We start from the raw sequence: 20,387 nt of genomic DNA, 5'->3' as shown, positions 1-20,387 counted from the left end.
ATGAAAGAAGCCCGAACGGCACCCGGCAGACCGGCCATGATTCCTTCCGGCTTTCGCTGGCTCGCGCCTTATCTGGCTGTATGGGGCATTCAGGGAGTCGTCGCGGCGGCGGTCGATTTCTTTCAGGAATGGGTCGATTTAGACTGGCTCGCACAGGGAATATTCGCGGCGGCCGTGCTTGCCAGCATCGTGATCTGGGTAAAAATGCGCCGCAAAGCCGGCGCCGCGCGCGAAGGCTCCATTTCCCTCGTTATGCTCGCCTTTCCCGCCGTTATGCTGATCGGCGCCGTAGCCGTGCTCGAATATGTGCAGGCGGTCGGCCCTTATTTCGTCGCGCTTCTGAGGGCGTTCCTGCTCTCGGTCGTTTTCGTCCTGCTCGGAGCGGCCGCCGACCGCCGGCTTTTCTGGCTCGGCCTGTGGCTCTTCGCGCTTACGATCGTGATGGCCCTCTGGTATTTGGGCTACTCCGGCGTCATTTTGCAAGGGATGAGCGGCCTCAGCCTGCTCGTTTGCGCCTGGTCCCTGACAAGGCCGCTGACGCCTGCGACGGGATAGCCCCGCAAGTTTTTTGCGGCCGTCTGTCTCGCAGGCTCTGCCTCACGTGCCAAGCTCTCCGCTTGGCCGCCGGCCCGGCTCAGACGGCTTTCCATCTTTGAGTCGCGGCTCCCGGGGCGTGGTGGTGCGGCGCTCGCCTTGCTTACGGCAGTCAACCGCACGGCCCTCTGGGCACAGAATCAGGCAGCTCGGACAGCTTCGGAAACGGGCTGTCTTTTTTTGCGCCGGGGAGTTTACAAAACACCCAGCCTTTTGTCCAGCGCTCCATCGGCCCGCTTTGACAGCGCACACGGACTGCACTCAGAAGAGCGCCAGATTATAGCTCTCCGTTCCGTTTACCGTTCTATAGCTCTCCGTTTTCGCTTGCCGTTCTATGTTCTACAGCAGTCCCTTTCGCTTACCGTTCGCGTTTGACCGCGACTGTGGATTTTCATTTACCTTCGCGTTTTATCCTCCGAATGCCGGCTTACACTGTACGCCTTCTTGAGGCTTCCGCTTGATGGCGATTTACCGCATACCTGACAAGCGCTGTTAAGCAGGCCCGCTCAACTTCCGATGCGCCTTCATAACGTCCCTTAACCGTGAGTGTATTCCGCCTTCCGGCATTTTCCGGGCTAAGGCCGCTCGACAACCGCGTAGGCCGCCGCCATCGTATCCGTGTGTGTAATGCTCAAATGAATGACAACGTCCTGTCCGAGCCCCAGCCTCTGCCTCGTCCTCTCGGATAGGAAACAATGGGGCTTACCCGACTCGTCCGGAAGGACGCTGACGTCATGAAACCCCGCCTGGCGGCCGATTCCGCACCCCAACGCTTTGACCACGGCCTCTTTCGCGGCAAAACGCCCTGCCGTAAACTCGGCCAGCCTGCCTCTTTTCCCGGCTGCAAGCTGCTGTTCTTCTTCGGTTAAAATCCTCCGCATGAACCGATCTCCGCTCTCTTCCCCCAGCAATCCCGCTACACGGGCGATGTCAACCATGTCCATTCCGACTCCGATAATCATGTGTACGCCTCCGTTACTTATCCTTTTTTCCGTTTCGTTCACCTTGCCTGATTGTGGCACGGCCATTCCGCGAGGTCAAGCCGGGAGGCGCCTTCAATATACAAAAATAAAACAGTCAGCCTGCACATCCAGCCGTACTGTACTGTTCCGCTCCGGGCATTGGCTGCGCTTCGCCTGACCGCCCCCTCGGACTCGCAGGATCTGCATAAATTACGGCTCTGGCTGATCTGTGCGCAACTTGGCGCGCTCCGGAAAAGGAGGAACCGGAATCCGCCTGCCGTCCTCCGGTAAAACCGCAGCACTGGCATACACAAAAGAAGCGAAAGAGCTCCGCTCCTCCGCTTTTTTATCTTTTTCCCGAAAAAGAACATGTCTCCGAATACCAGCCAAGTTTCCGCCTGAACGCTCGGATTTAGATGCCGGGAATGCGGCCGCGCTTATGTCTCGTTTTCATATAATGCTTCTCGAGTTTTTCCGCGGCGGCCGGATCGATCGCTTTGCCTTCCAGATAGTTGCTGTTGTCCTCGTAGCTGACTCCAAGTTCCTTCTCGTCCGTCTGTCCTTCCCACAGTCCGGCAGTCGGAGCTTTATGCAGCACACTGTCCGGAACGCCCAGCTCGGCCGCCAGAGCGCGTACCTGACGCTTGTTGAGTGAGCTGAGAGGAGTGATATCGACGGCGCCGTCGCCCCACTTCGTAAAGAATCCCGTAATCGCCTCGGAAGCATGATCCGTACCGACGACGAGCAAGTTCATTTCGAAAGCGATGGCATACTGCACGACCATCCGTGTTCTCGCCTTCACGTTGCCCTTGCCTTCTTTACTCATATGACGGGAGTCGCCCGCATTTTTCAGACCGAACTCGACTTCGAGCGCGATCTCGTTCACCGCTTCTTCGATATTGGTTTCCATGCGGTATTTGAGGTTGAACGCTTCTGCCGTCGCATAGCTGTCATGAATATCCTCTTGTGTCCCGTACGGCTGGAAAACGCCGACTGTCTTATACTCTTTGCCGCTCTCTTCCGTCAGCTCGTCCGTCGCTATTTTGCACAGACCGGCGGCAACGGCGCTGTCGATGCCCCCGCTTATGGCAATCAGCAGACCGGATACGCCAGCCGATTTTACATACTGCTTCAGGAAATCTACGCGTCTGCGGATTTCTTCCTGAACGTCGATCTGCGGTTTAACGCCAAGTTCTTTGATAATTTCCTGCTGCAGGCTCATTAAAAAAATCCTCCTTCTCCACACCTAAGGTTTGAACTTATCTTACCACAAAGAAAACCGCCCCAACCACCAAAAGGATGGCCGGGACGGTTTTTCATGTCAGATTACCTCACTTCAAAATCCGCAGCGGATTAGCTGCCTGTTACCACAATGTTCGTCGGTTGGGCTTTGACAAGTCCCGCGCCTCCGAAAGTAACGGTAGCTCCGGGCTGAAGCGTGTTGTTCCAGCCTGCGCCTTTGATCACGAAATGATTATTGGCGGAACTGACGATGGATGCATCCCAGACGGACGTGATGCTTCCCGTGTAGTCGAATTCCAGCTTCCAGTTCGTGATCGGGGTCGTTCCCGTGTTCTTGATGGAGAAGCTGAAGTTGTAGCCCGTTCCCCAATCGCTCGTTACCGTGAAGGTCGGCTGAACCGGAGAGCCCGGGTTCGTCGCTGGGTCCGTGGTAACCGTGACGGAAGCCGGAGCGGATATGTTGCCCGCCGCATCCTTGGCTTTGACCGTGAACGTATAGGCTGTGTTCGGCGTAAGATCGGTCACGTTGAGGCTTGTCGCCGTCGTGGAGACGGTTTTCGTGCCGTATGTGACGTCATAGCCCGTAACGCCTACGTTATCCGTCGCTGCTGTCCAGCTAAGAGCTGCGCTGGTCGATGTTTTACCGGTGGAGACGAGGTTCGTGACCGCTGTCGGAGCCTGCGTATCCGGGGTTGTCGTTCCGCCATCCGTCGTTACGTTTACGGAAGCCGGTGCGGATACGTTGCCTGCCGCGTCTTTCGCTTTTACGGTGAACGTATAAGCGGTATTGGCCGTCAGGCCCGTGATGTTGGCGGTGGTTCCCGTCACATTGACTTTCGTCGTGCCGTAGGACACTTCGTAACCGACTACACCCACGTTATCCGTCGCGGCCGTCCAGCTCAAGGTTACGCTGGTCGACGTTTTGCCGGTGGAAATCAGATTCGTAACCGCTGTCGGAGCCTGTGTATCCGGTGTTACGGGGCTCAGAAGATCGGCCGCTACTTTATCGAGCAGCTTGGTGGTGCAGGAGAATTTCGGGCTGGTGCGGCAGTCGGAGCTGGTTTCCCAGAACATCGCGCCGGCCAGGCCTTTGCTTTTGATGTAAGCCGTTTTGGCGGCAATGGATTGCGTGTCTTCATAGGAGATGAACGTGCCGCTCGTCGGGTTGAACAGATACGGCGTTTTGGTCGTGTCGTTCCAGTAACGGGAGAAGCCGTTTTTGTTCACATAGTTGGCCATGATATCGCCGTAATCGAACGTGCCGCTGTTACCGGACGCCCAGTCGTCCCAAGTGCCGGTCGGCAGAACGCTGCCGTCCCAGCCCGGTGTGCAGGTCTGATATTGGCCGTCATTGTTCGGTCCCGCAGCGCAGCCTTTCCAGCCCTTGCCGTAGAAAGGAAGGCCCAGTACCAGCTTGTTGGCGGGAACGCCCGACTGGAAGTAAATATCGATCGCGTCGCTCGTGTTGTACTTCTTGATGTCTCCCGTGGACGGATCGTTCGGGTCCGGATAAAGCGCCGCGTTGTGGTTGGTTGATTTTTCCCAGCCGCCGTGGAAATCATAGGTCATGATGTTGATCCAATCGACGGTTTTGGCGATCTCGGAAAGCTCCGTGTTGTTCGCATACTTCTGGCTGGCGCCGGACGCGATGGTCAAGAGGTATTTCTTGCCGTCAGTAGTTCCGGCCGCGTCCAATTTCTCGCGGACTTTTTTGAGCAGAAGCGTGTAGTTCTGCTTATCCGCAGGGCTGTAGGTGTTGCCGGACAGGCCGCCCGCTACGGGATACTCCCAGTCCAGATCTACACCGTCAAAACCGTACGTGCGGATAAACTCGACAGCGGAATTGGCGAAAGTTTCGCGCGTAGTCGCGTTGGCCGCCACATCGGAGAAACGGTTGGACCAAGTCCAGCCGCCCACGGAGATGAGCGTTTTGAGCGACGGGTTCTTTTTCTTGAGGTCGCGTAGACCCGCAAAGTTGCCGCAAAGCGCCTTCTGGTCGCACTCCTCGTACGAGTAGCCGGAGTACGGCGTATTTACGTCCGCCCACGGCTCTCCAACCACAATCGTTCCGTTCGGAACGGATTTGGATTGCAGAGGCACATGTGAATCCGTACAAGACCACGTCTGCTTGTTAGGGCTGTCGGTCGAATTGTTGCCGTGCACCCCGCCCCAGCAAATGTCCGCAAAGGCATAATTCAAATGAGTCAATTTGGAGCCGTCGATATCTTTAACTTGATAATTGCGGCCGTAAATCCCCCAGGAGGTAAAATACCCGACGATTTTGGCCGGTTCGGCCGCCGAAGCTCTGCCCGCGCCCGTGTTGAACAGAGGGAGCAGCGCCAGCAGAAGCGCAAAGAAACCCAGCCAGGTCATTTTTATTTTTTTGTTGCTTTTCATTTATTTCCCTTCTTTCTCGTTTGAGTGGATGATCTTTTTGATGTTTAGTAAACGCTTTCAAAAAACCTCCTTTTGCTTGCTTCATTCCGCCGCTTTGTAATCAGCGTCCTGCCGCCGTTTGTACTTGCCCCGCTCATCCGACTTTTATCCGCTCAATCACCTCCTCCGGGCCGCATGAAAAAAATCATGCCCGCCTCCGGATTCAGCTGTTCGTTTTACACTCACGTCCACGGACGTTTCCCGATCCCCACATCTTGGAAACGCTCTCTTTATATTAAAACTTTACTCAATTCCTCCGGGCCGGGCTATAGTCTGATATGCTCAACGTGTTAGGGCCACATGACTAATTTAAGCCGTACGCCGCGCGAAGCCCTCCCGTGGACAAGAAAAAAGCCCCCGCTTCCGTCAAAAGACGGCCGCAGGAGCTTGCTTTATTGAGAACGGACCGGTTAACGGTCTCGTTCTTATTTGCAGTACTTTTCGAAGGCATCCGTCAGATCGCCGGCAATCATGTCGGCGGAACGGTCTTCGATTTGGTGACGCTGGATAAAATGCACCAGTTGGCCGTCTTTAAACAGCGCGATCGAAGGCGACGAAGGCGGATAAGGCGCCAGATATTCGCGGGCTTTAGCCGTCGCTTCTTTCTCCTGACCGGCGAACACGGTGTACAGGTGATCCGGCTTCACTTCGTTCTGCAGAGCTTTGGCAACGCCGGGACGGCATTGGCCCGCCGCGCAGCCGCAAACGGAGTTGATAACGAGCAGCAGCGTTCCTTCCGAATTCTCCAGCGTTTCCGCTGCCTGCTCGGGCGTCAGAAGTTCCTTCACGCCGATGCGGGTCAGATCCTCACGCATTGGTTGTACCATGTCTCTCATATATGAGTCAAAAGACATCACCATAATCGGTTCACTCCCCTGTGATCAATGTCATGGACATTTTCTTTTCCATTCCATTATACAATCGGAGGAAAAGAAAGCAAAGGGGCTGGATAAGATCCATCGCGTCCGCAAGGCCCTAAATGCCGCTACGTCGCGGGAAAATTCGGCCCGCTCAGTTTTTTGTCGACGCCGCCGGATTCGGACGGGGTGCTTTTGCGTTGTTTATTTTCTTTTTCGTGAATATCCTGCTCTTTGGAATTGTTGGATTTAGCCATTCGGGGTTCATCTCCTTTCTTTTCCGTAGTATGCGCACCACGTTGGAGGGCAATTCGCTCTTGTCGCCTGCGGAGCCGCGTCGCATGACGGTCAATCAACCAGGGAGCGGACAGAAAAAAAGCCTCCGGAGTCCGATCTCCGAAGGCAAGGTCAGGTATAGCTGTGCAAGAGGTGCCGCTTATTGCGGCAAGAACCGGCCGGAGGCGGCGCGGAATTCCTGCTCTGAATTCCGGCGCCTGCCGGTCAGTCGTAAGGCTGCTGCGAAGCCGATTACTTCTCGGCTTTCGTACCGCCGATTTTGTTCTTCAACTGCTGGAGCTGCTCGTCGACTTTGGCCTGCTTGGCGGAATCGGACGGATTGTAGCTCGACACGCTGCTGTAACCGGATGCCGGTACGTAAGGCTTGCGGGCGATTTCCGCTTCCACTTCCAGTTGGATGATTTTCTCTTCGATGCGCTGGAAGCCTCTGGAGGCATTGCCGCTTTCGATCACGCCGTTATAGCTCACTTGCGCCATTTGTTTTTTCGCTTTGGCCAGCTGTGTGCGGGCCACAAGCTCATTGCGCTTGTTGCGCAGCTTGTAATACTCGTCTTTCATGTCGTGAAGCTGTTGGGTCAGTTCAGACGCATGACCTTTGGAAGCTTCGTGAAGATCGGTATACTCGGCGATTTTCTCGTCGTGGTACAGTTTTTCCTCAAGCGCTTGGCGTGCCGCTTGCTCCTCGCCGTCTTTCAGCGCGGCTGCCGCTCTGCCTTCACGGTCGGCGGATAGGCGTACGCTTTCTTCCAGGCGCTGTTTCAGCTTGCGCTCGTTGGCGATTTGCTTCGCCACGGTCACTTCCGCTTTCGCGATTTCTTCTTCCATGTCACGAATATACTGGTTGAGCATAACGACCGGATCTTCGACTTTATCCAATACCTCGTGAATAGACGCCTTAGTCATATCTTTAATTCTCGAAAAAACTCCCATGTTTATACATCTCCTTTGGAATCGTTATTAGTTGGTTTTTGTTGCTTTTCCATGCGGTCGAGCTTGCCGCGAAGCTCTTCGATTTCGCGCTGCATCGCTTTTTTCTCGATATCTTTCATCATTTCATCAATATTGTCAGCCTTGGGCGCTCCGAAAGAGGAACCTGCGGCCGACTGCTGTCTGCCGTGTTTAGCCTCTTTGCCGTTCCAGCCGTTGTAAGCCTGGTTCCCGCCGTAGTTATTGTTGTTGGCGTTGCCGTAAGGACCGTAGGAGTCTCCGCCGTACGGACCCGGTCCGTAAGGACCGCGCGGTGGGTCGAAGCCCGGTTCCTTCGGAACGATAAAGCTGGCGATGAAGTAAAGCAGGATCAGCGAACCGCTGGTGATGAACACCGCGACGACTGTGAGCAGCCGCAGCAGGGTTGCATCGACGTTCAACACTTCCGCAAGTCCGCCGCAAAGTCCCGTTACTTTCTTGTCGGTGCGCGAGCGGTATAGTTTTCTCATGTATTATGACTCCTCCCGGTTAATCTTGCGGCGCAGCGCCTCAAGCTCCTTCTCTAAAGCCGGATTCGAGTTCTCGGAGCCGCCCTCCCGGGTTGTACGGCGCAGGTCGCGAAGGACGTGTGCCTGCATCTCCATATCAGATACGTGCTCTTCCATCCGGTAAAACATACGGGGCGACGAGGAACCCTCTCCGTAACCCAGGCGCGAGTTCAGCCGCTGCTGCAACCTGGCCGACTCCATGCGGGCCATGTAGTAGCCCCGCTTGTCGAGCACTTCCTGGTAATCGGCGCGCATGGCCTGAAGCTCTTCTTCCAGCTCGGCGGCCGATTGTCCGGCCTGCTCGTAGAGGCCGCGGTACTGGTCGCTGCGCTCTTCGGCCTGAAGCTTCTCGTGAAGGATCAGGCGGGCCATATTCTCTTCGCCCGCTTTCAGGGCGAGTGCGGCCTGCTGCTCGCGTTTCTCTTTCGTTTCCAGTGCACTTAAGTATTGTTGTCTCAGCGAGGAGGCATGCGCCGTGCACTGCTGATACAAACGCTCGCTTTGCATGAGCTGTTCTCTCTTGGCCGAGAGATATTGGTCGATCAGGCGAATGGGATCTTCGCTTTCTTCCAGCCGCTCGTTCAGCGTTGCTACCGTTATATCACGAATTCGTTTCAGAATGCTCATTGTATTTACCACCTTCTTTTATCAGCGTCTTGGGCTTAGGAATTGGACGTGCCTTTCAGCATCGATACACCGAACGCGATCATGGCGACAGCGATCAGGATAATGAACAATGTCGTCATTTTGCCTAGAAGGGCGAAGATACCGAGAAGGGCGATTACCCAGCCCAGCTTACTGCCTCTCTGAATTCCGAAGTAGCCGACCACGATCATGCCGATCGGAATCAGGTAACTCATAATCGGACCCAGGTGAATGCCCAGTTTGCTGAGAATCAGCCAGGCTCCGAATGCGATCAGCACGATCGCGAGACCCATGTTAGGATTGCGTTTCATCTTTTTGCGTCACCGCCTTTCGTTGTGGTTGTCTTATGTCTTTATTCTAGTCGACAGCGGCATTCGCCAAAACGGACTCGCGGCGGTTTTTGGTCCTGGACCTAAGTCGGGGCCGGTATCCGACCTCAGGATAACCGGGCTCCGGCCCGGGTCGTACGCATAAAAAACAGGCGGCAAGGAACACTAACCCAAATGACCCTGACAATGGAGACGGAGGTGTTGTGCCGTGAAACCTTTTCAGCGTGCCGCCGCGGTTTTTCTGGCCTGCTGCACAGCCGTCTGCCTTCTCCCTCCGGGCTGGCAGACGGTCCCTGCGGCAGAAGCTTTGCTTGCCGCAGCGCCACCGCAGCACTCCGGGCAGCAAGCCGGAGCCGGAGCGGACGGCGAACGGACGGCTTCCTCGGAAGAGACGCCCCGGGCGCTGCTGACGTTTTCCGTGCTGAGCGACATTCATATCGAGGCGCACGACAAACTGTCGCAGGATCTCCTGCGGACGGCTTTACTGGATCATGCGGCTCTAGCGCCGGACAGCGGCATGATGGTGCTGAACGGCGACTTGACCGACGGCAATCCGGCGGATTACAACGCGCTGGCAGCGGTGCTGAACGCCATGCCCCATCCGCCTCTTCATGCGACAATGGGCAATCACGAGTATTACCGGATGTGGCGTACGCCGTTCGGCTCTATCGATACGAGCCGGCTCAATCCGTTCTGGTCCACACGCGAGGCGGTCGGACTGTTCACACGCTGCTTCGGCTACGAGAAGCCCTACCATGCGGCGGAGATGGCCGGATACACGTTCATCTTCCTCAGCGGAGAAGGCTACCGGGACGTCGTCAAAGATGCCCGGGAGGACGCTTACTTGTCAGCAGAGCAGATGAACTGGCTCGACGGGCGCTTGTCCGAGGCTTCCCGGACGCACCCCGGCAGGCCGGTCTTCGTCTTCCTGCACCAGCCTCTTGTCCATACGCTGAAAGGCTCCGGGCAGGAGCGGGGCGTAACGGACTATAAAGCGTTCCGCCGCGTATTGGCGGACTATCCGCAGGCCGTTCTTTTCTCCGGCCACTCCCATTACGACTGGAGTCTGGGCGGTCAGGCAGTCCCGACCGATTTTCTCTCCGTCGGATCTTCCTCGGTACGGAAAGTTCTTGATTTCCATCAAAAGCCGGTAAATCCGGCTAAGAGCGAGAGTCTTCTTGTCCAGGTATATCCGGACAAGCTGGTCATCCGGGTCCGGGAGCATTACAGCCGGTCGTGGATCGGTACCTACGTTCACGAGCTGAACCCGTCCTGAGCTGCCATTTTAAGCTGACCTATATAATAAGAAAAGAGAGAAAGCTGGACGCTCTCTTCGTTCCCCGGCTCGCCGCGGAGACTTCTGCGGTTCGCCCCTTCCCTGATCGCCCGCCGGTCCCTTCCAATTTCGCCTCCATACCCCCTTCAAAGGCGCGATCCCTACCGGTTTGAAAAGCGGACGATCCGTGATATGATCGAATAAAATTCGAAGGTTCAGGGAGTTTACAACTACATGATTTACGATGTCATTATTATCGGCGGCGGTTCGGCGGGTCTTATGGCCGGCGTCGCCGCAAGCGCGGACGGAGCCAGCGTGCTTCTGTTGGACAAAGGCGACAAATTGGGCCGGAAGCTCGGAATTTCGGGCGGCGGACGCTGCAACGTCACAAATAATAAGGAAATGGACGAGCTCATCCGGCACATTCCCGGCAACGGCCGTTTTTTATACAGCGCCTTCTCTCATTTCAACAACCAGGATATTATCGCTTTCTTTGAAAATCTCGGCATCCGGCTGAAAGAGGAAGACAACGGGCGCATGTTCCCCGTTTCCGATAAAGCCAAAACCGTCGTAGATACGCTGATCCGCCAAGTGCGCGGCCAAGGCGTAACCATCCGGACCCACTGCTCCGTAGACCGCGTGCTTTACGAGGACGGGCGGACGACCGGCGTGCGGCTGCAAAGCGGGGAAACGCTGCGCGGCAAATGCGTGATCGTCGCTTCCGGCGGCAAGTCCGTGCCTCACACGGGTTCGACGGGCGACGGCTACGCTTGGGCGGAGGCGGCCGGTCATACCATTACCGAGCTTTTTCCTACGGAAGTGCCGCTCACTTCGGCTGAGCCTTTTATCAAAAGCCGGGAGCTGCAGGGCTTGTCGCTGCGCAATGCGGCGCTTACCGTATGGAACGCCAAGGGCAAGAAGCTGATTACCCATCAAGGCGATATGATTTTTACGCATTTCGGGATCTCGGGCCCCATCTCGCTGCGCTGCAGCCAGTTCGTCGTCAAGGAACTCCGCAAGTCGCAGAAGGACAGCGTCGAGCTGACTATCGACCTGTTCCCCGACCGGAGTACGGAGGAAGTGTACGAACAGACGCTGGCGCTCGCCGCGGCCGAACCGAAACGGGCGATCAAGAACGTGCTGAAGAGCGCCGTTTCCGAGCGGCTCATTCCCCTGCTGCTCCGAAAAGCGGAGCTGGACGAGGCGCTCACCCACGCCAACCTGCCCAAGCAGAACTGGATGGAGCTGAGCAAGCTCCTGAAAGCTTTCCCTCTCCGCGTTAACGGAACTTTGTCGATCGAGGAAGCCTTCGTCACCGGCGGAGGCGTGAACTTGAAAGAAATCGATCCCAAAACGATGGAATCCAAGCTGACGGAGGGCCTGTTTTTTTGCGGCGAGGTTCTGGATATTCACGGGTATACGGGCGGCTACAACATTACGGCGGCTTTCGCCACGGGTTATACGGCGGGCAAGCATGCGGCTATGCGGGCGGAGGAAGTGACTGTTTAAGAGGCGGGACTGCGGCATAAGGAAAAAGGAATCGCCGTTAACCGGCTGCGATGCGGCACGAAAAGCGGAGAAAATCGGACGTACGGTGCCGTTCCATTCGTCACCCATGGGTCTTTCGGGAATCGAGAAGGACTTCTAGCAGCATATTCTCTTGCGGCATGCCGATGGAAGCAGGGAGCTGCCTCCCTGTAAAATGCAGCCTGTTTCCGCGCAGAGCGGGTGCTTCGAAGCCGCCCGCCAGGCCGGATGACATCGCACAGCCAAGCGCTGAACAAACGGGACATTACCGCCCCGTCTAAACCAAAAAAACCAACTCCTCCTTCCGGAGAGGCTGGTTTTTTTTGTCGTTCTGGCGAAGAGAGTTCAGGCTGCCGCGGATCGGCCGTGTTCCTGCCGGTATCCGCTGCCGCTGAATAACAATAGGATGACGGGATCATGCAACGACCATCCTCATGGGGCGCTCCGCCTCTGCTATGCGCCAAGAGCTCGCGGGACGTCCGGCGAACAGCCGGGACCCGCAGGGCAGCTCCGTCTCATAAATGAATCCCGGCCGAGAACCGGTCCAGATCGTCGTCGGACGGGTCAAACTGCCGCTGCGGCTCCTCGTACGAGCCGTCGGCACCCGCACCCGCCGCACCGGTATAAGCGTCCGGAACGCTGCCGAGCCTGTCCCCGCCGCGCACAGCAGCCAAGGTCCCTTCCGGCGCGTCCTCCTCCGGATCCTGGATCAAGTGAGCCGGGATCCGGATCGTGTCGAGATCGTACGCCGCCGCGTAAGCCTCCGGTTCGCTGTAACTGACCTCGGCGGCAGGCGGCGCGTCGATCAGCTCACCCGCGTGGGCCTGGGCGATCTGCATGGCGGAAGCAAGGTCTTGCCCTTCCACATGGATGTGCAGCGTAGACTTTCCTTCCGAAGCATTGACGCCCGGCCGGTAGCCCAGCTCAAACAACGTATCATAAGCAAGCCGCATATCTCGTTCCTGCGGAAATTCGAAAAATATCGGTGTGTCGCTCATAAGGCATCCTTTCCGGTGCTGTCAGATCCGCCGTGCGCTCTTCCTACCGAGCTTCCTACCCGGGACGCACGCTTGCCGGTCGCCCTTAGTGTTCGCCAAACCCTGGCGTTTAATACCAGATGGTCACCAGAAAGGCGGCCGCATACGCGGCGGGCACGGAAAGCACAAGAGCGGCAATCCCCAGCGGCAGCGAGATGCTGCCGCCCGCGACAAGCCCGATCAGCGCAAGTCCGGGCACGGCCAGAGCGAACGACGCTTTGCGGAGCGCCTCCTGCTTGCTGATTTCGCTCCACGCGAACATGCGGAAGAAGGAAGCGCCCAGCGTTTCCCGCGCGACCGACTTCATCCAGTAGGCCAGCACGAAAGCGGCGATGGCCCACAGGACGACGTGCATCGGACCGGGAAGCCGCCATGCGGCGAACGCGAGCACAGCCGTCAGCTGAGCGTACAGCTTCCACTGGCCGGGCCGGCGGAGGACCGACTTGACGAGCGAATCGGCCAGAACCGCCGAAGCGCCCGTCCCGCGGACCACCCGCTGTGAGCGGCCCAGCACCAGCGGAGCCCGGCGCTGCCGCGGCTTCTTGCCCTCGACGATGCCGCGGAGCATCAGGGAGGCGAGCTTCAGCCTCGCCTCCCGCTCCCGCTGAACGTCGGGATAGAACGCTCCCGCCGCCCGCAGACGGCGGCGGCTGAGCGGAACCACGGCCGCAAGCAGCAGCGGCCCGGCGAGATAGCCCGCGGCAGTATCCGTCAGAATCAACTGGACGCAGGCCCAGTAGATGAGAAAGCCTGCCGCGAACAGCACGATGGAAGCGGCCACTCGCTTCCATCCCGCCCAGGCGAGCGCCGCAAGCTGGCGCAGCAGGCCCAGGTTGACCTTGGCCGCGTAGACGGCCAGGAACAGGGCCGCAAGCTTCAGCGCGCCGCCCGAGCCTTCCGCGCGCAGCAGGGGCAGCAGAGCGCCGGCCAGCAGGGCCGTCGTCAGCGCCTGCAGCCCCAGCGAGTACAGAAGCCCGCGGCGCTTGATCGCGGGCATCCAGCCTTCGCTGCGGACGAGGAAGAGCTGGTCCGCTTCCTCGATGAAGAAGCGGACGGTGCCGGACCAGGCGAACAGATACAAGAAAACGGCGACCAGCGATGCCGGGATATAGCCGAACCATTCGGGCGGCGTCCGCCACCACGCCGAATAATAAATGAAGGCGAAGATCAGGGCCGGAACGATTAGATACACAGCCACCGTCCAGTCTACCGCCGTGCGCAGAATGCGGTACTGGTAGGTCCAGTCATCGAGCAGCCTTCGCTTGAATAATTTTGCCGGTGTCATGTTCATCTTCTCCCCCTCCTCAGACCAGCGCATGGAAGCAGTCGAAGAGAGTACCGTCCGGCAGTCCCGATTCCTGCCGCACTTCGTCCAGCGTCCCCTGCGCTACGATCCGCCCTTCGCTGAGCAGCAGGAAAGAGTCGCAGATGCGCTCCGCGGTATCGAGCACGTGGGTGCTCATCAGAATGCCCGCTCCCCTCTCCCGCTCCTTCCGCAGCAGCTCCAGGAAGTCCTTCGTCGCCCTCGGGTCCAGTCCGATGAACGGCTCGTCGACGATGTACAAGGAGGGCCGGTTAAGGAAGCCGATGATGAGCATCACCTTCTGCTGCATGCCTTTGGAGAAGGCCACCGGCAGCCGGTGCCGGTCACCGGACAGCTTAAACTGGGCCAGCAGCGCCTCCGCCCGTTCCTCGAAGACCGGGCGCTCCAGCCCGTAGGCCGCCGCCGCAAGCTCCATGTGCTCCCACAGCGTGAGCTCCTCGTACAGCACCGGCTGTTCCGGCACATAAGCCACCGAAGCCCGTCCGTCGGCAAATTCGATGTTCCCCTCGACATCCTTCAGCAGGCCGAGCATGCTCTTGATGGTCGTGCTTTTGCCTGCGCCGTTGGGCCCGATCAGACCGATCAACTGGCCCTCCAGGATACGGAAGTCGATATCCCGCAAAATCGCGCCGGAATCGCCGTATCCCGCCTTTTTTATATGAACCGAAGCTTTTTCCAAATAAATTCCTCCATTTCCGCATCCAGCCTGCGTCTATCCCTTTTCAAACGGGGTATGCATATTCTATAGTAGAAGTATAGCAGAAATTTCTCCGGCTTCATGTTTTCGATTCTGAGTGTGAGGTGTCCGCGTATGCACAATCACAATTCCTCTGATATCGACAGCAACAAATCCGCCGCCATGTCCGCTTATCTGATTTTTTGTTTGCCGCTGATGGTTGCCAGGCATTCCAGATTCGCGATGTACCATGCGAACCAGGGGCTGCTGCTCCTGCTCTACGCGGTTTTCGCGCATCTGCTGCTCGGGCTGCTTCCGGGTGTGGAGAACCTGCTTATGCCTCCCCTGGATATCTCCGTCTTCGCGCTGGCTTTTATCGGAATCCGGAACGCCCATGACGGCAGAATGAAACCGCTGCCACTCATTGGTAAGCTTGTCCTCGTCCGGTAAACCCGGACTTACAAAAGAAGGCATGCGGCGCCGGAACCTGTAAAAAGGCGGATTCCCTTAGGGGGTCCGCTTTTTTATTTGACCGTCTGTCAGTTCTTTCGTTTGTCCGACAATTGCGCCGATTGATTGACAACCCTTATCAGATGCGTGATAATATAGCAAAAAGTTGAGCCGGTATGCGGCTTTTGGAGGGTACCGAAATGAAACACGATCAGCATAAAATTCTCGATTGTACGATACGCGACGGAGGACTCGTCAACAATTGGGATTTTAGCGTGGAATTTGTTCAGGATATGTATCGCGGCTTAAACGCAGCCGGCGTTGAATATATGGAGATCGGTTACAAAAACTCGGCCAAGCTCCTGAAAAGCGACAATGCGGGCCCTTGGCGTTTTCTGAATGAGGATTTCCTGCGTGAGGTTATCCCTACCAAAAACGATACGAAGCTTTCCGCGCTCGTGGATATCGGCCGCGTCGACGAGAACGACATTCTCCCCCGCGAGCAGAGCCAGCTGGATCTGATTCGCGTAGCTTCTTATATCAAAGATGTGGACAAGGGTCTGCAGCTGGTACAAAAGTTCCACGACATGGGTTACGAAACCACGCTGAACATCATGGCGCTCTCCCACGTGATGGAAAACGAACTCAACGAAGCGTTCGAGCTCATCAACAAAAGTCCGGTCGACGTGGTATACGTCGTCGATTCGTACGGCAGCATGAATCATAAGGATATCGACTATATGGTCAATAAATTCCAGCGTCTTCTTCCGGAGAAGAAACTGGGCCTTCATATGCATAACAATATGCAGCTCGCGTTCTCCAACACCGTAATCGGTGCCGAGAAAGGCGTCGAGTTCCTCGACACCTCCGTCTTCGGCATGGGCCGCGCGGCAGGCAACTGCACCACCGAGCTGCTCGTCAGCTACCTGAAAAACCCGCGTTACGACGTGCGTCCCGTCCTGGACCTGATCGAACGCCACATGGTCGCCATGCGCGAGAAAGTGGAGTGGGGCTACATCATTCCATACATGGTCGCCGGAACGCTCAACGAACACCCGCGCGTAGCCATGGCTGTCCGCAACACCGCAGACAAGGACAAGTACGTCGAGTTCTACGACAAGCTGACAACGCCGGAAACTATCGCCAACAATTAATCACCTTAAAAGATCCTTTCCTCCGGGAAGGGATCTTTTTGCTTTGCCGGCTCCGGGAATTTTGAAATCCTTCTCTCTCCGTTAACTTTCGTTAATTTTCTTAAAAATTTCGGTTTGGTATAGTGGTCCATGGAAAAGAACCCCATCTTATTAACCACTGGGGTGAGACCATGTCTGCCAAAACCAAACACGATGCTTTTGAAACAGCGCGCTTAATTATTTGTCACTCCGGGATAAGGAGCCAAGACCATCATGGAAGACGAAAATTTGGGCGATCCCGCTCTTTTCTTTGCTTATCCTTGCGCCAGTCACCGGTTTTGCTTTCTTATATATGCTCTTCTTCCGGGGCATTGAGCATACCAGCACCCTAATCAGTTTTACCGGCAAAGCGGATCTCTTCACTTTCTCCCTGGTCATCCTGCTGAGCTTCCTGTTCTTCGAGACTTTTATTCATCCTCTAATCCATGCACTGATCCGCTACGGACTCAAACGGCCTCCCTCTATTTACAGCAGACAAATCATTACGATAATTGCGGACTGTCTTCTGATTTATGTTTTTGCTCATCTGATTCCCGGTGTGTACATCAAGGATTTTTTATCCGCCCTTACCCTGTCTGTCGCTTTGCATGTGATCGAGTGGATACTTGCAGGACTAATGATCCTCTATAAAAAAAACGACAAAAAGAATCTAAACCTGTAAAAAAGGATCAAGCTCCGTTCGTCAGGAGCTTGATCCTTTTTCGTGCGTGCATGAACAAACTCCCGCGCAGCACATCGAAAATCAGCTTGGATGCACGTTCCTCCGCCGCCCGCAAAATTTGTCGAAATAAAAAGAATCCGAAATAAAATCTCGCCCGTTTATGGGCAGGTTATCACACCTTTTTCGCCTTATATCTCGGTTTTCCTCCCCTTGTTGGGTCCTTACGCACAGTTGACAAACCACAATATATTGAGGTAAATTCATATCTATCACCTACATATTCACTATATATAGACTATATATGGATTGGACAGGTTTCCCGCCTACTAGGCGGGAATCAAAAGGGAAGTCCGGTGAGAATCCGGCGCGGTCCCGCCACTGTCAACGGGGAGCGCCCCACCCATACCGCCACTGACGAATGCCGTCGGGAAGGCCGCGGAGGGGCGCAATGAACCTGGAGCCAGGAGACCTGCCTGTCTGAAAGACACCGCTGAACCTACGGGAGATAGGGAGGTGTCCGGACGTTTTTCACATACAGCCGCCTAGCCTGGCTGTCCCCCTCTTCCGCCTTCGGGCGGGGAGCCGGGCAGCCGGCTTGTACGCGCGGCTTCAGCCAGCCTTTTTGCAGAGCCGTCAGCGGCGCGCGAAAGGGCTGGAAGCTGACTGTGAATTTAGAGCCGCTCTTTGTCACACAAGGAGCGGCTTTCATCCGGGCGCGCCGACTACTTCCCGTGGTCGGCGCGCCCCGTATTTTTGAAAGAGTGGAAAGGAAGATGCTTCCATGCTGGTAGTTTACGATTCCCGTACGGGAAATGTTCAACGATTCATTAACAAGCTGAATGTGAAGGCCGTACGGATCGAAGAGGATTTGACGATCCAGGAGCCGTTCGTCCTTGTTACCTATACGACCGGATTCGGTCAAATTCCCGGCAAAGTGCTGGACTTTCTGAAACATCACTCTTCCCTTCTGCGCGGTGTAGCCGCAAGCGGCAACCAGAACTGGGGACAATCCTTTGCCCTGAGCGCCGACCGCATTTCATCGGCATACGGTGTTCCGGTGCTTGCCAAATTCGAACTTTCCGGCACGTCTAGCGACGTGGAACGATTCCATAAAGGGGTGCGCCATCTTGAAGCATATTGAACTGAACAACGAACTTATGATACCGGGGGAAGACGGGTTTTACCGTCTGGAGAAAGACCGCGAAGCGCTGGACGCCTTCCTTGAGGAAGTGCAGGGGCAGACCGTTCCTTTCGGCAGCATCAAAGAACGCTACGATTATCTGATCGGCGAAGATTTCTACGAGAACGTGTACGAACACTACACGCTGGAGCAGATCGAAGCCATCCACGAAACCATCCGCGAAAGCGGCTTTAAGTTCCAGTCCTACATGGCCGCTTCGAAATTTTATAAAGATTACGCCCTGCGTACCAACGATAAAAAGCAAGTCCTCGAATCGTACGAGGACCGTGCCGCCATCGTCGCCCTTCACCTGGGTGAAGGCGACATCGGCAAAGCCCAGCGGATCGCCAAGGCGATCATCGAGCAGCGCGTCCAGCCGGCAACGCCGACGTTCCTGAACGCCGGACGCAGCCGCCGGGGCGAAATGGTCTCCTGCTTCCTGCTGGAGATGGACGACTCCCTGAACTCCATTCAGTACGTCATCGGCACCTGCATGCAGCTGTCCAAAATCGGCGGCGGCGTAGCCGTGAACATGTCCAAGCTGCGCGGACGCGGCGAGCCGATCAAAGGCGTCGAAGGCGCCGCCAAGGGCATCATGCCTGTCATGAAGCTCCTGGAGGATGCCTTCTCCTATGCGGACCAGATGGGTCAGCGCCGGGGCTCCGGAGCGGTCTACTACTCCGTATTCGGCTGGGACATCATCGAATTCCTCGACTGCAAAAAGATTAACGCGGACGAGAAATCCCGCATCCAGACGCTCTCCATCGGCCTGATCGTGCCGCAGAAGTTTTACGAGCTGGCCGAGCAGAACAAGCCGCTGCACGTGTTCGCCCCGTTCTCCGTCTACAAGGAGTACGGCCGTCACCTCGACGATATGAATATCGACGACATGTACGAAGAGCTGCTCGCCAACCCGAACGTGAAGAAAAAAGTCGTCATGAGCGCCCGCGACATGCTGACCAAAATTGCGGTTATCCAGCTGGAATCCGGCTATCCTTACATCATGAACCGTTCCAACGCGAACCGCGAACATGCCCTGAAAGACATCGGCAAAGTGAAAATGTCCAACCTGTGCACGGAAATTTTCCAGCTCCAGGAGACGACGGAAATCGGCGATTACGGCCAGGGCGATATTATCCGCCGGGACATTTCCTGCAACCTCGCGTCGCTTAACATCGTGAACGTGATGGAAACGAAAAGCATCCGCGATTCCGTCCACAGCGGCATCGAAGCGCTGACTTCCGTCAGCGACAACACGACGGTCGCGAACGCGCCGGGCGTTGTGAAAGCGAACAAGGAGCTTCATTCCGTCGGACTCGGCGCGATGAACTTGCACGGCTATCTGTCGAAAAACCGGATCGCTTACGAAAGCCCGGAAGCGAAAGAGTTTGCGCGTGCCTTCTTCATGGCCATCAACTTCTACTCGCTGGAGAAGAGCATGGAAATCGCACGCGACCGCGGTGTCACTTTCGCCGATTTCGAACGCTCCGAATACGCGAAAGGCACCTATTTCGCCAAGTACGAAGAGAAGGATTACCGTCCGGAATCCGATAAAGTCAAAGCTCTCTTCGAGGGCATGAATCTTCCTTCGCCGGAAGACTGGAAAGCCCTGAAAGAACAAGTCATGAAACACGGCCTGTACCATGCTTACCGCCTGGCCATCGCGCCGACGCAGAGCATCTCGTACGTTCAAAACGCCACTTCGAGCGTTATGCCGATCGTCGATCAGATCGAAACGCGCACGTATGCGAACTCGACGACCTACTATCCGATGCCTTACCTGTCCAAGGAGAACATGTTCTTCTACAAGTCGGCTTACCGGATGGACCCGTTCAAGATCATTGATCTTATCGCGGAAATCCAGGAGCATGTGGATCAGGGGATTTCAACCGTACTGCACGTAAACAGCGACATCTCGACCCGCGAGCTGGCCCGCAACTACCTGTACGCCGCCAAAAAAGGCCTGAAATCGCTCTACTATACCCGCACAAAGCGGTTGACCATGGAAGAATGCCTGAGCTGCTCCGTTTAAGAGAGGGCCGGGTTAAGAATAGATTCTTTAAAAGAAAGCCGGCTGCGCGACAGGAGCGTAAAAACGCTCCGCGCAGGCCGCAAATCATCCGTATGGCGCTATCCCTATAAGCAGCTTTATGCAGGGCCGGAACTTGTCAGCCCCGTATAAAGCTGCCTATGGTTATGCACGGCAGCGACTGATGCCGCATTTGC

At 56.3% G+C, this 20,387-nt stretch carries 19 protein-coding genes, 2 pseudogenes and 1 riboswitch; of the genes and pseudogenes, 8 read left to right on the top strand and 13 right to left on the bottom strand.

Annotated features, from left to right (window positions below):
• Entirely contained in the window at positions 1-555 is a 555-nt protein-coding gene (locus AC2TF6_RS04110; RefSeq protein WP_491310018.1) for a hypothetical protein, read from the top strand.
• Positions 556-1,169: 614 nt separating this feature from the next.
• Here the strand turns inward: AC2TF6_RS04110 and acpS are convergent.
• From acpS to AC2TF6_RS04060, 10 genes and pseudogenes are all read right to left on the bottom strand, one after another.
• Positions 1,170-1,556: a holo-ACP synthase gene (gene acpS / locus AC2TF6_RS04105; RefSeq protein ID WP_491310017.1), complete on the bottom strand. Its 387-nt coding sequence runs from the start codon at positions 1,554-1,556 to the stop codon at positions 1,170-1,172.
• Positions 1,557-1,968: 412 nt separating this feature from the next.
• Positions 1,969-2,778 carry an NAD(+) synthase gene (gene nadE / locus AC2TF6_RS04100; RefSeq protein ID WP_491310016.1) on the bottom strand — a complete coding sequence of 270 codons (810 nt, stop codon included), beginning with the start codon at positions 2,776-2,778 and terminating at the stop codon, positions 1,969-1,971.
• A 131-nt stretch (positions 2,779-2,909) separates the two neighbouring features.
• Positions 2,910-3,188 (bottom strand): annotated as a pseudogene (locus AC2TF6_RS04095) (cellulose binding domain-containing protein); the annotation flags it as partial.
• A gap of 15 nt (positions 3,189-3,203) precedes the next feature.
• Positions 3,204-5,171: pseudogene (locus AC2TF6_RS04090) on the bottom strand (glycosyl hydrolase family 18 protein); the annotation flags it as partial.
• Between the two features lie 488 nt (positions 5,172-5,659).
• On the bottom strand, positions 5,660-6,094 hold the full coding sequence (locus tag AC2TF6_RS04085; protein ID WP_009676320.1) for a BrxA/BrxB family bacilliredoxin: 435 nt from the start codon (positions 6,092-6,094) through the stop codon (positions 5,660-5,662).
• 125 nt (positions 6,095-6,219) lie between these two features.
• A complete protein-coding gene (locus AC2TF6_RS04080) occupies positions 6,220-6,348 on the bottom strand; it encodes a hypothetical protein (RefSeq protein ID WP_255246872.1) in 129 nt (42 codons plus the stop codon).
• A gap of 271 nt (positions 6,349-6,619) precedes the next feature.
• The gene (locus AC2TF6_RS04075) at positions 6,620-7,318 is read right to left on the bottom strand and encodes a PspA/IM30 family protein (RefSeq protein WP_009676348.1); all 699 of its coding nucleotides are present in this window, start codon (positions 7,316-7,318) and stop codon (positions 6,620-6,622) included.
• 2 nt (positions 7,319-7,320) lie between these two features.
• Positions 7,321-7,824, bottom strand: coding sequence for a PspC domain-containing protein (locus AC2TF6_RS04070; RefSeq protein ID WP_491310015.1), 504 nt, complete (start codon positions 7,822-7,824; stop codon positions 7,321-7,323).
• A gap of 3 nt (positions 7,825-7,827) precedes the next feature.
• Positions 7,828-8,490 carry a PspA/IM30 family protein gene (locus AC2TF6_RS04065; RefSeq protein WP_491310014.1) on the bottom strand — a complete coding sequence of 221 codons (663 nt, stop codon included), beginning with the start codon at positions 8,488-8,490 and terminating at the stop codon, positions 7,828-7,830.
• A gap of 35 nt (positions 8,491-8,525) precedes the next feature.
• Positions 8,526-8,819: a LiaF transmembrane domain-containing protein gene (locus tag AC2TF6_RS04060; RefSeq protein WP_326052709.1), complete on the bottom strand. Its 294-nt coding sequence runs from the start codon at positions 8,817-8,819 to the stop codon at positions 8,526-8,528.
• Between the two features lie 226 nt (positions 8,820-9,045).
• Here AC2TF6_RS04060 and AC2TF6_RS04055 point away from each other — a divergent pair, with 226 nt between their 5' ends.
• Positions 9,046-10,113, top strand: a complete 1,068-nt coding sequence (locus AC2TF6_RS04055; protein WP_491310013.1) for a metallophosphoesterase family protein — start codon at positions 9,046-9,048, stop codon at positions 10,111-10,113.
• A 234-nt stretch (positions 10,114-10,347) separates the two neighbouring features.
• Positions 10,348-11,622, top strand: a complete 1,275-nt coding sequence (locus tag AC2TF6_RS04050) for a BaiN/RdsA family NAD(P)/FAD-dependent oxidoreductase (RefSeq protein WP_491310012.1) — start codon at positions 10,348-10,350, stop codon at positions 11,620-11,622.
• 533 nt (positions 11,623-12,155) lie between these two features.
• On the opposite strand, the gene AC2TF6_RS04045 is transcribed toward AC2TF6_RS04050, so the two are convergent.
• From AC2TF6_RS04045 to AC2TF6_RS04035, 3 genes are all read right to left on the bottom strand, one after another.
• Positions 12,156-12,638 (bottom strand): hypothetical protein, encoded by a 483-nt coding sequence (locus AC2TF6_RS04045; protein ID WP_491310011.1) that lies wholly within the window; start codon positions 12,636-12,638, stop codon positions 12,156-12,158.
• 109 nt (positions 12,639-12,747) lie between these two features.
• On the bottom strand, positions 12,748-13,968 hold the full coding sequence (locus AC2TF6_RS04040) for an ABC transporter permease (RefSeq protein ID WP_491310010.1): 1,221 nt from the start codon (positions 13,966-13,968) through the stop codon (positions 12,748-12,750).
• A gap of 13 nt (positions 13,969-13,981) precedes the next feature.
• Positions 13,982-14,680, bottom strand: coding sequence for an ABC transporter ATP-binding protein (locus tag AC2TF6_RS04035; RefSeq protein ID WP_218231501.1), 699 nt, complete (start codon positions 14,678-14,680; stop codon positions 13,982-13,984).
• A gap of 132 nt (positions 14,681-14,812) precedes the next feature.
• On the opposite strand from AC2TF6_RS04035, the gene AC2TF6_RS04030 reads away from it, so the two are divergent.
• From AC2TF6_RS04030 to nrdE, 5 genes are all read left to right on the top strand, one after another.
• On the top strand, positions 14,813-15,127 hold the full coding sequence (locus AC2TF6_RS04030; protein WP_491310009.1) for a hypothetical protein: 315 nt from the start codon (positions 14,813-14,815) through the stop codon (positions 15,125-15,127).
• A gap of 200 nt (positions 15,128-15,327) precedes the next feature.
• Entirely contained in the window at positions 15,328-16,281 is a 954-nt protein-coding gene (locus tag AC2TF6_RS04025) for an aldolase catalytic domain-containing protein (RefSeq protein ID WP_009676343.1), read from the top strand.
• Between the two features lie 289 nt (positions 16,282-16,570).
• Positions 16,571-16,981: a hypothetical protein gene (locus AC2TF6_RS04020; RefSeq protein WP_491310008.1), complete on the top strand. Its 411-nt coding sequence runs from the start codon at positions 16,571-16,573 to the stop codon at positions 16,979-16,981.
• 295 nt (positions 16,982-17,276) lie between these two features.
• Positions 17,277-17,472, top strand: a riboswitch (cobalamin riboswitch).
• A gap of 290 nt (positions 17,473-17,762) precedes the next feature.
• Positions 17,763-18,122 (top strand): class Ib ribonucleoside-diphosphate reductase assembly flavoprotein NrdI, encoded by a 360-nt coding sequence (gene nrdI, locus AC2TF6_RS04015; RefSeq protein WP_491310007.1) that lies wholly within the window; start codon positions 17,763-17,765, stop codon positions 18,120-18,122.
• Positions 18,109-20,193: a class 1b ribonucleoside-diphosphate reductase subunit alpha gene (nrdE, locus tag AC2TF6_RS04010; RefSeq protein WP_491310006.1), complete on the top strand. Its 2,085-nt coding sequence runs from the start codon at positions 18,109-18,111 to the stop codon at positions 20,191-20,193. Before nrdI ends, nrdE begins: the two co-directional genes overlap by 14 nt.
• Positions 20,194-20,387: the final 194 nt, after the last annotated feature.

The organism is Paenibacillus sp. JNUCC 35, assembly GCF_058269095.1.
The sequence above is the reverse complement of the archived record's forward strand: the minus strand, read 5'-3'. Positions and strand labels throughout refer to the sequence as shown.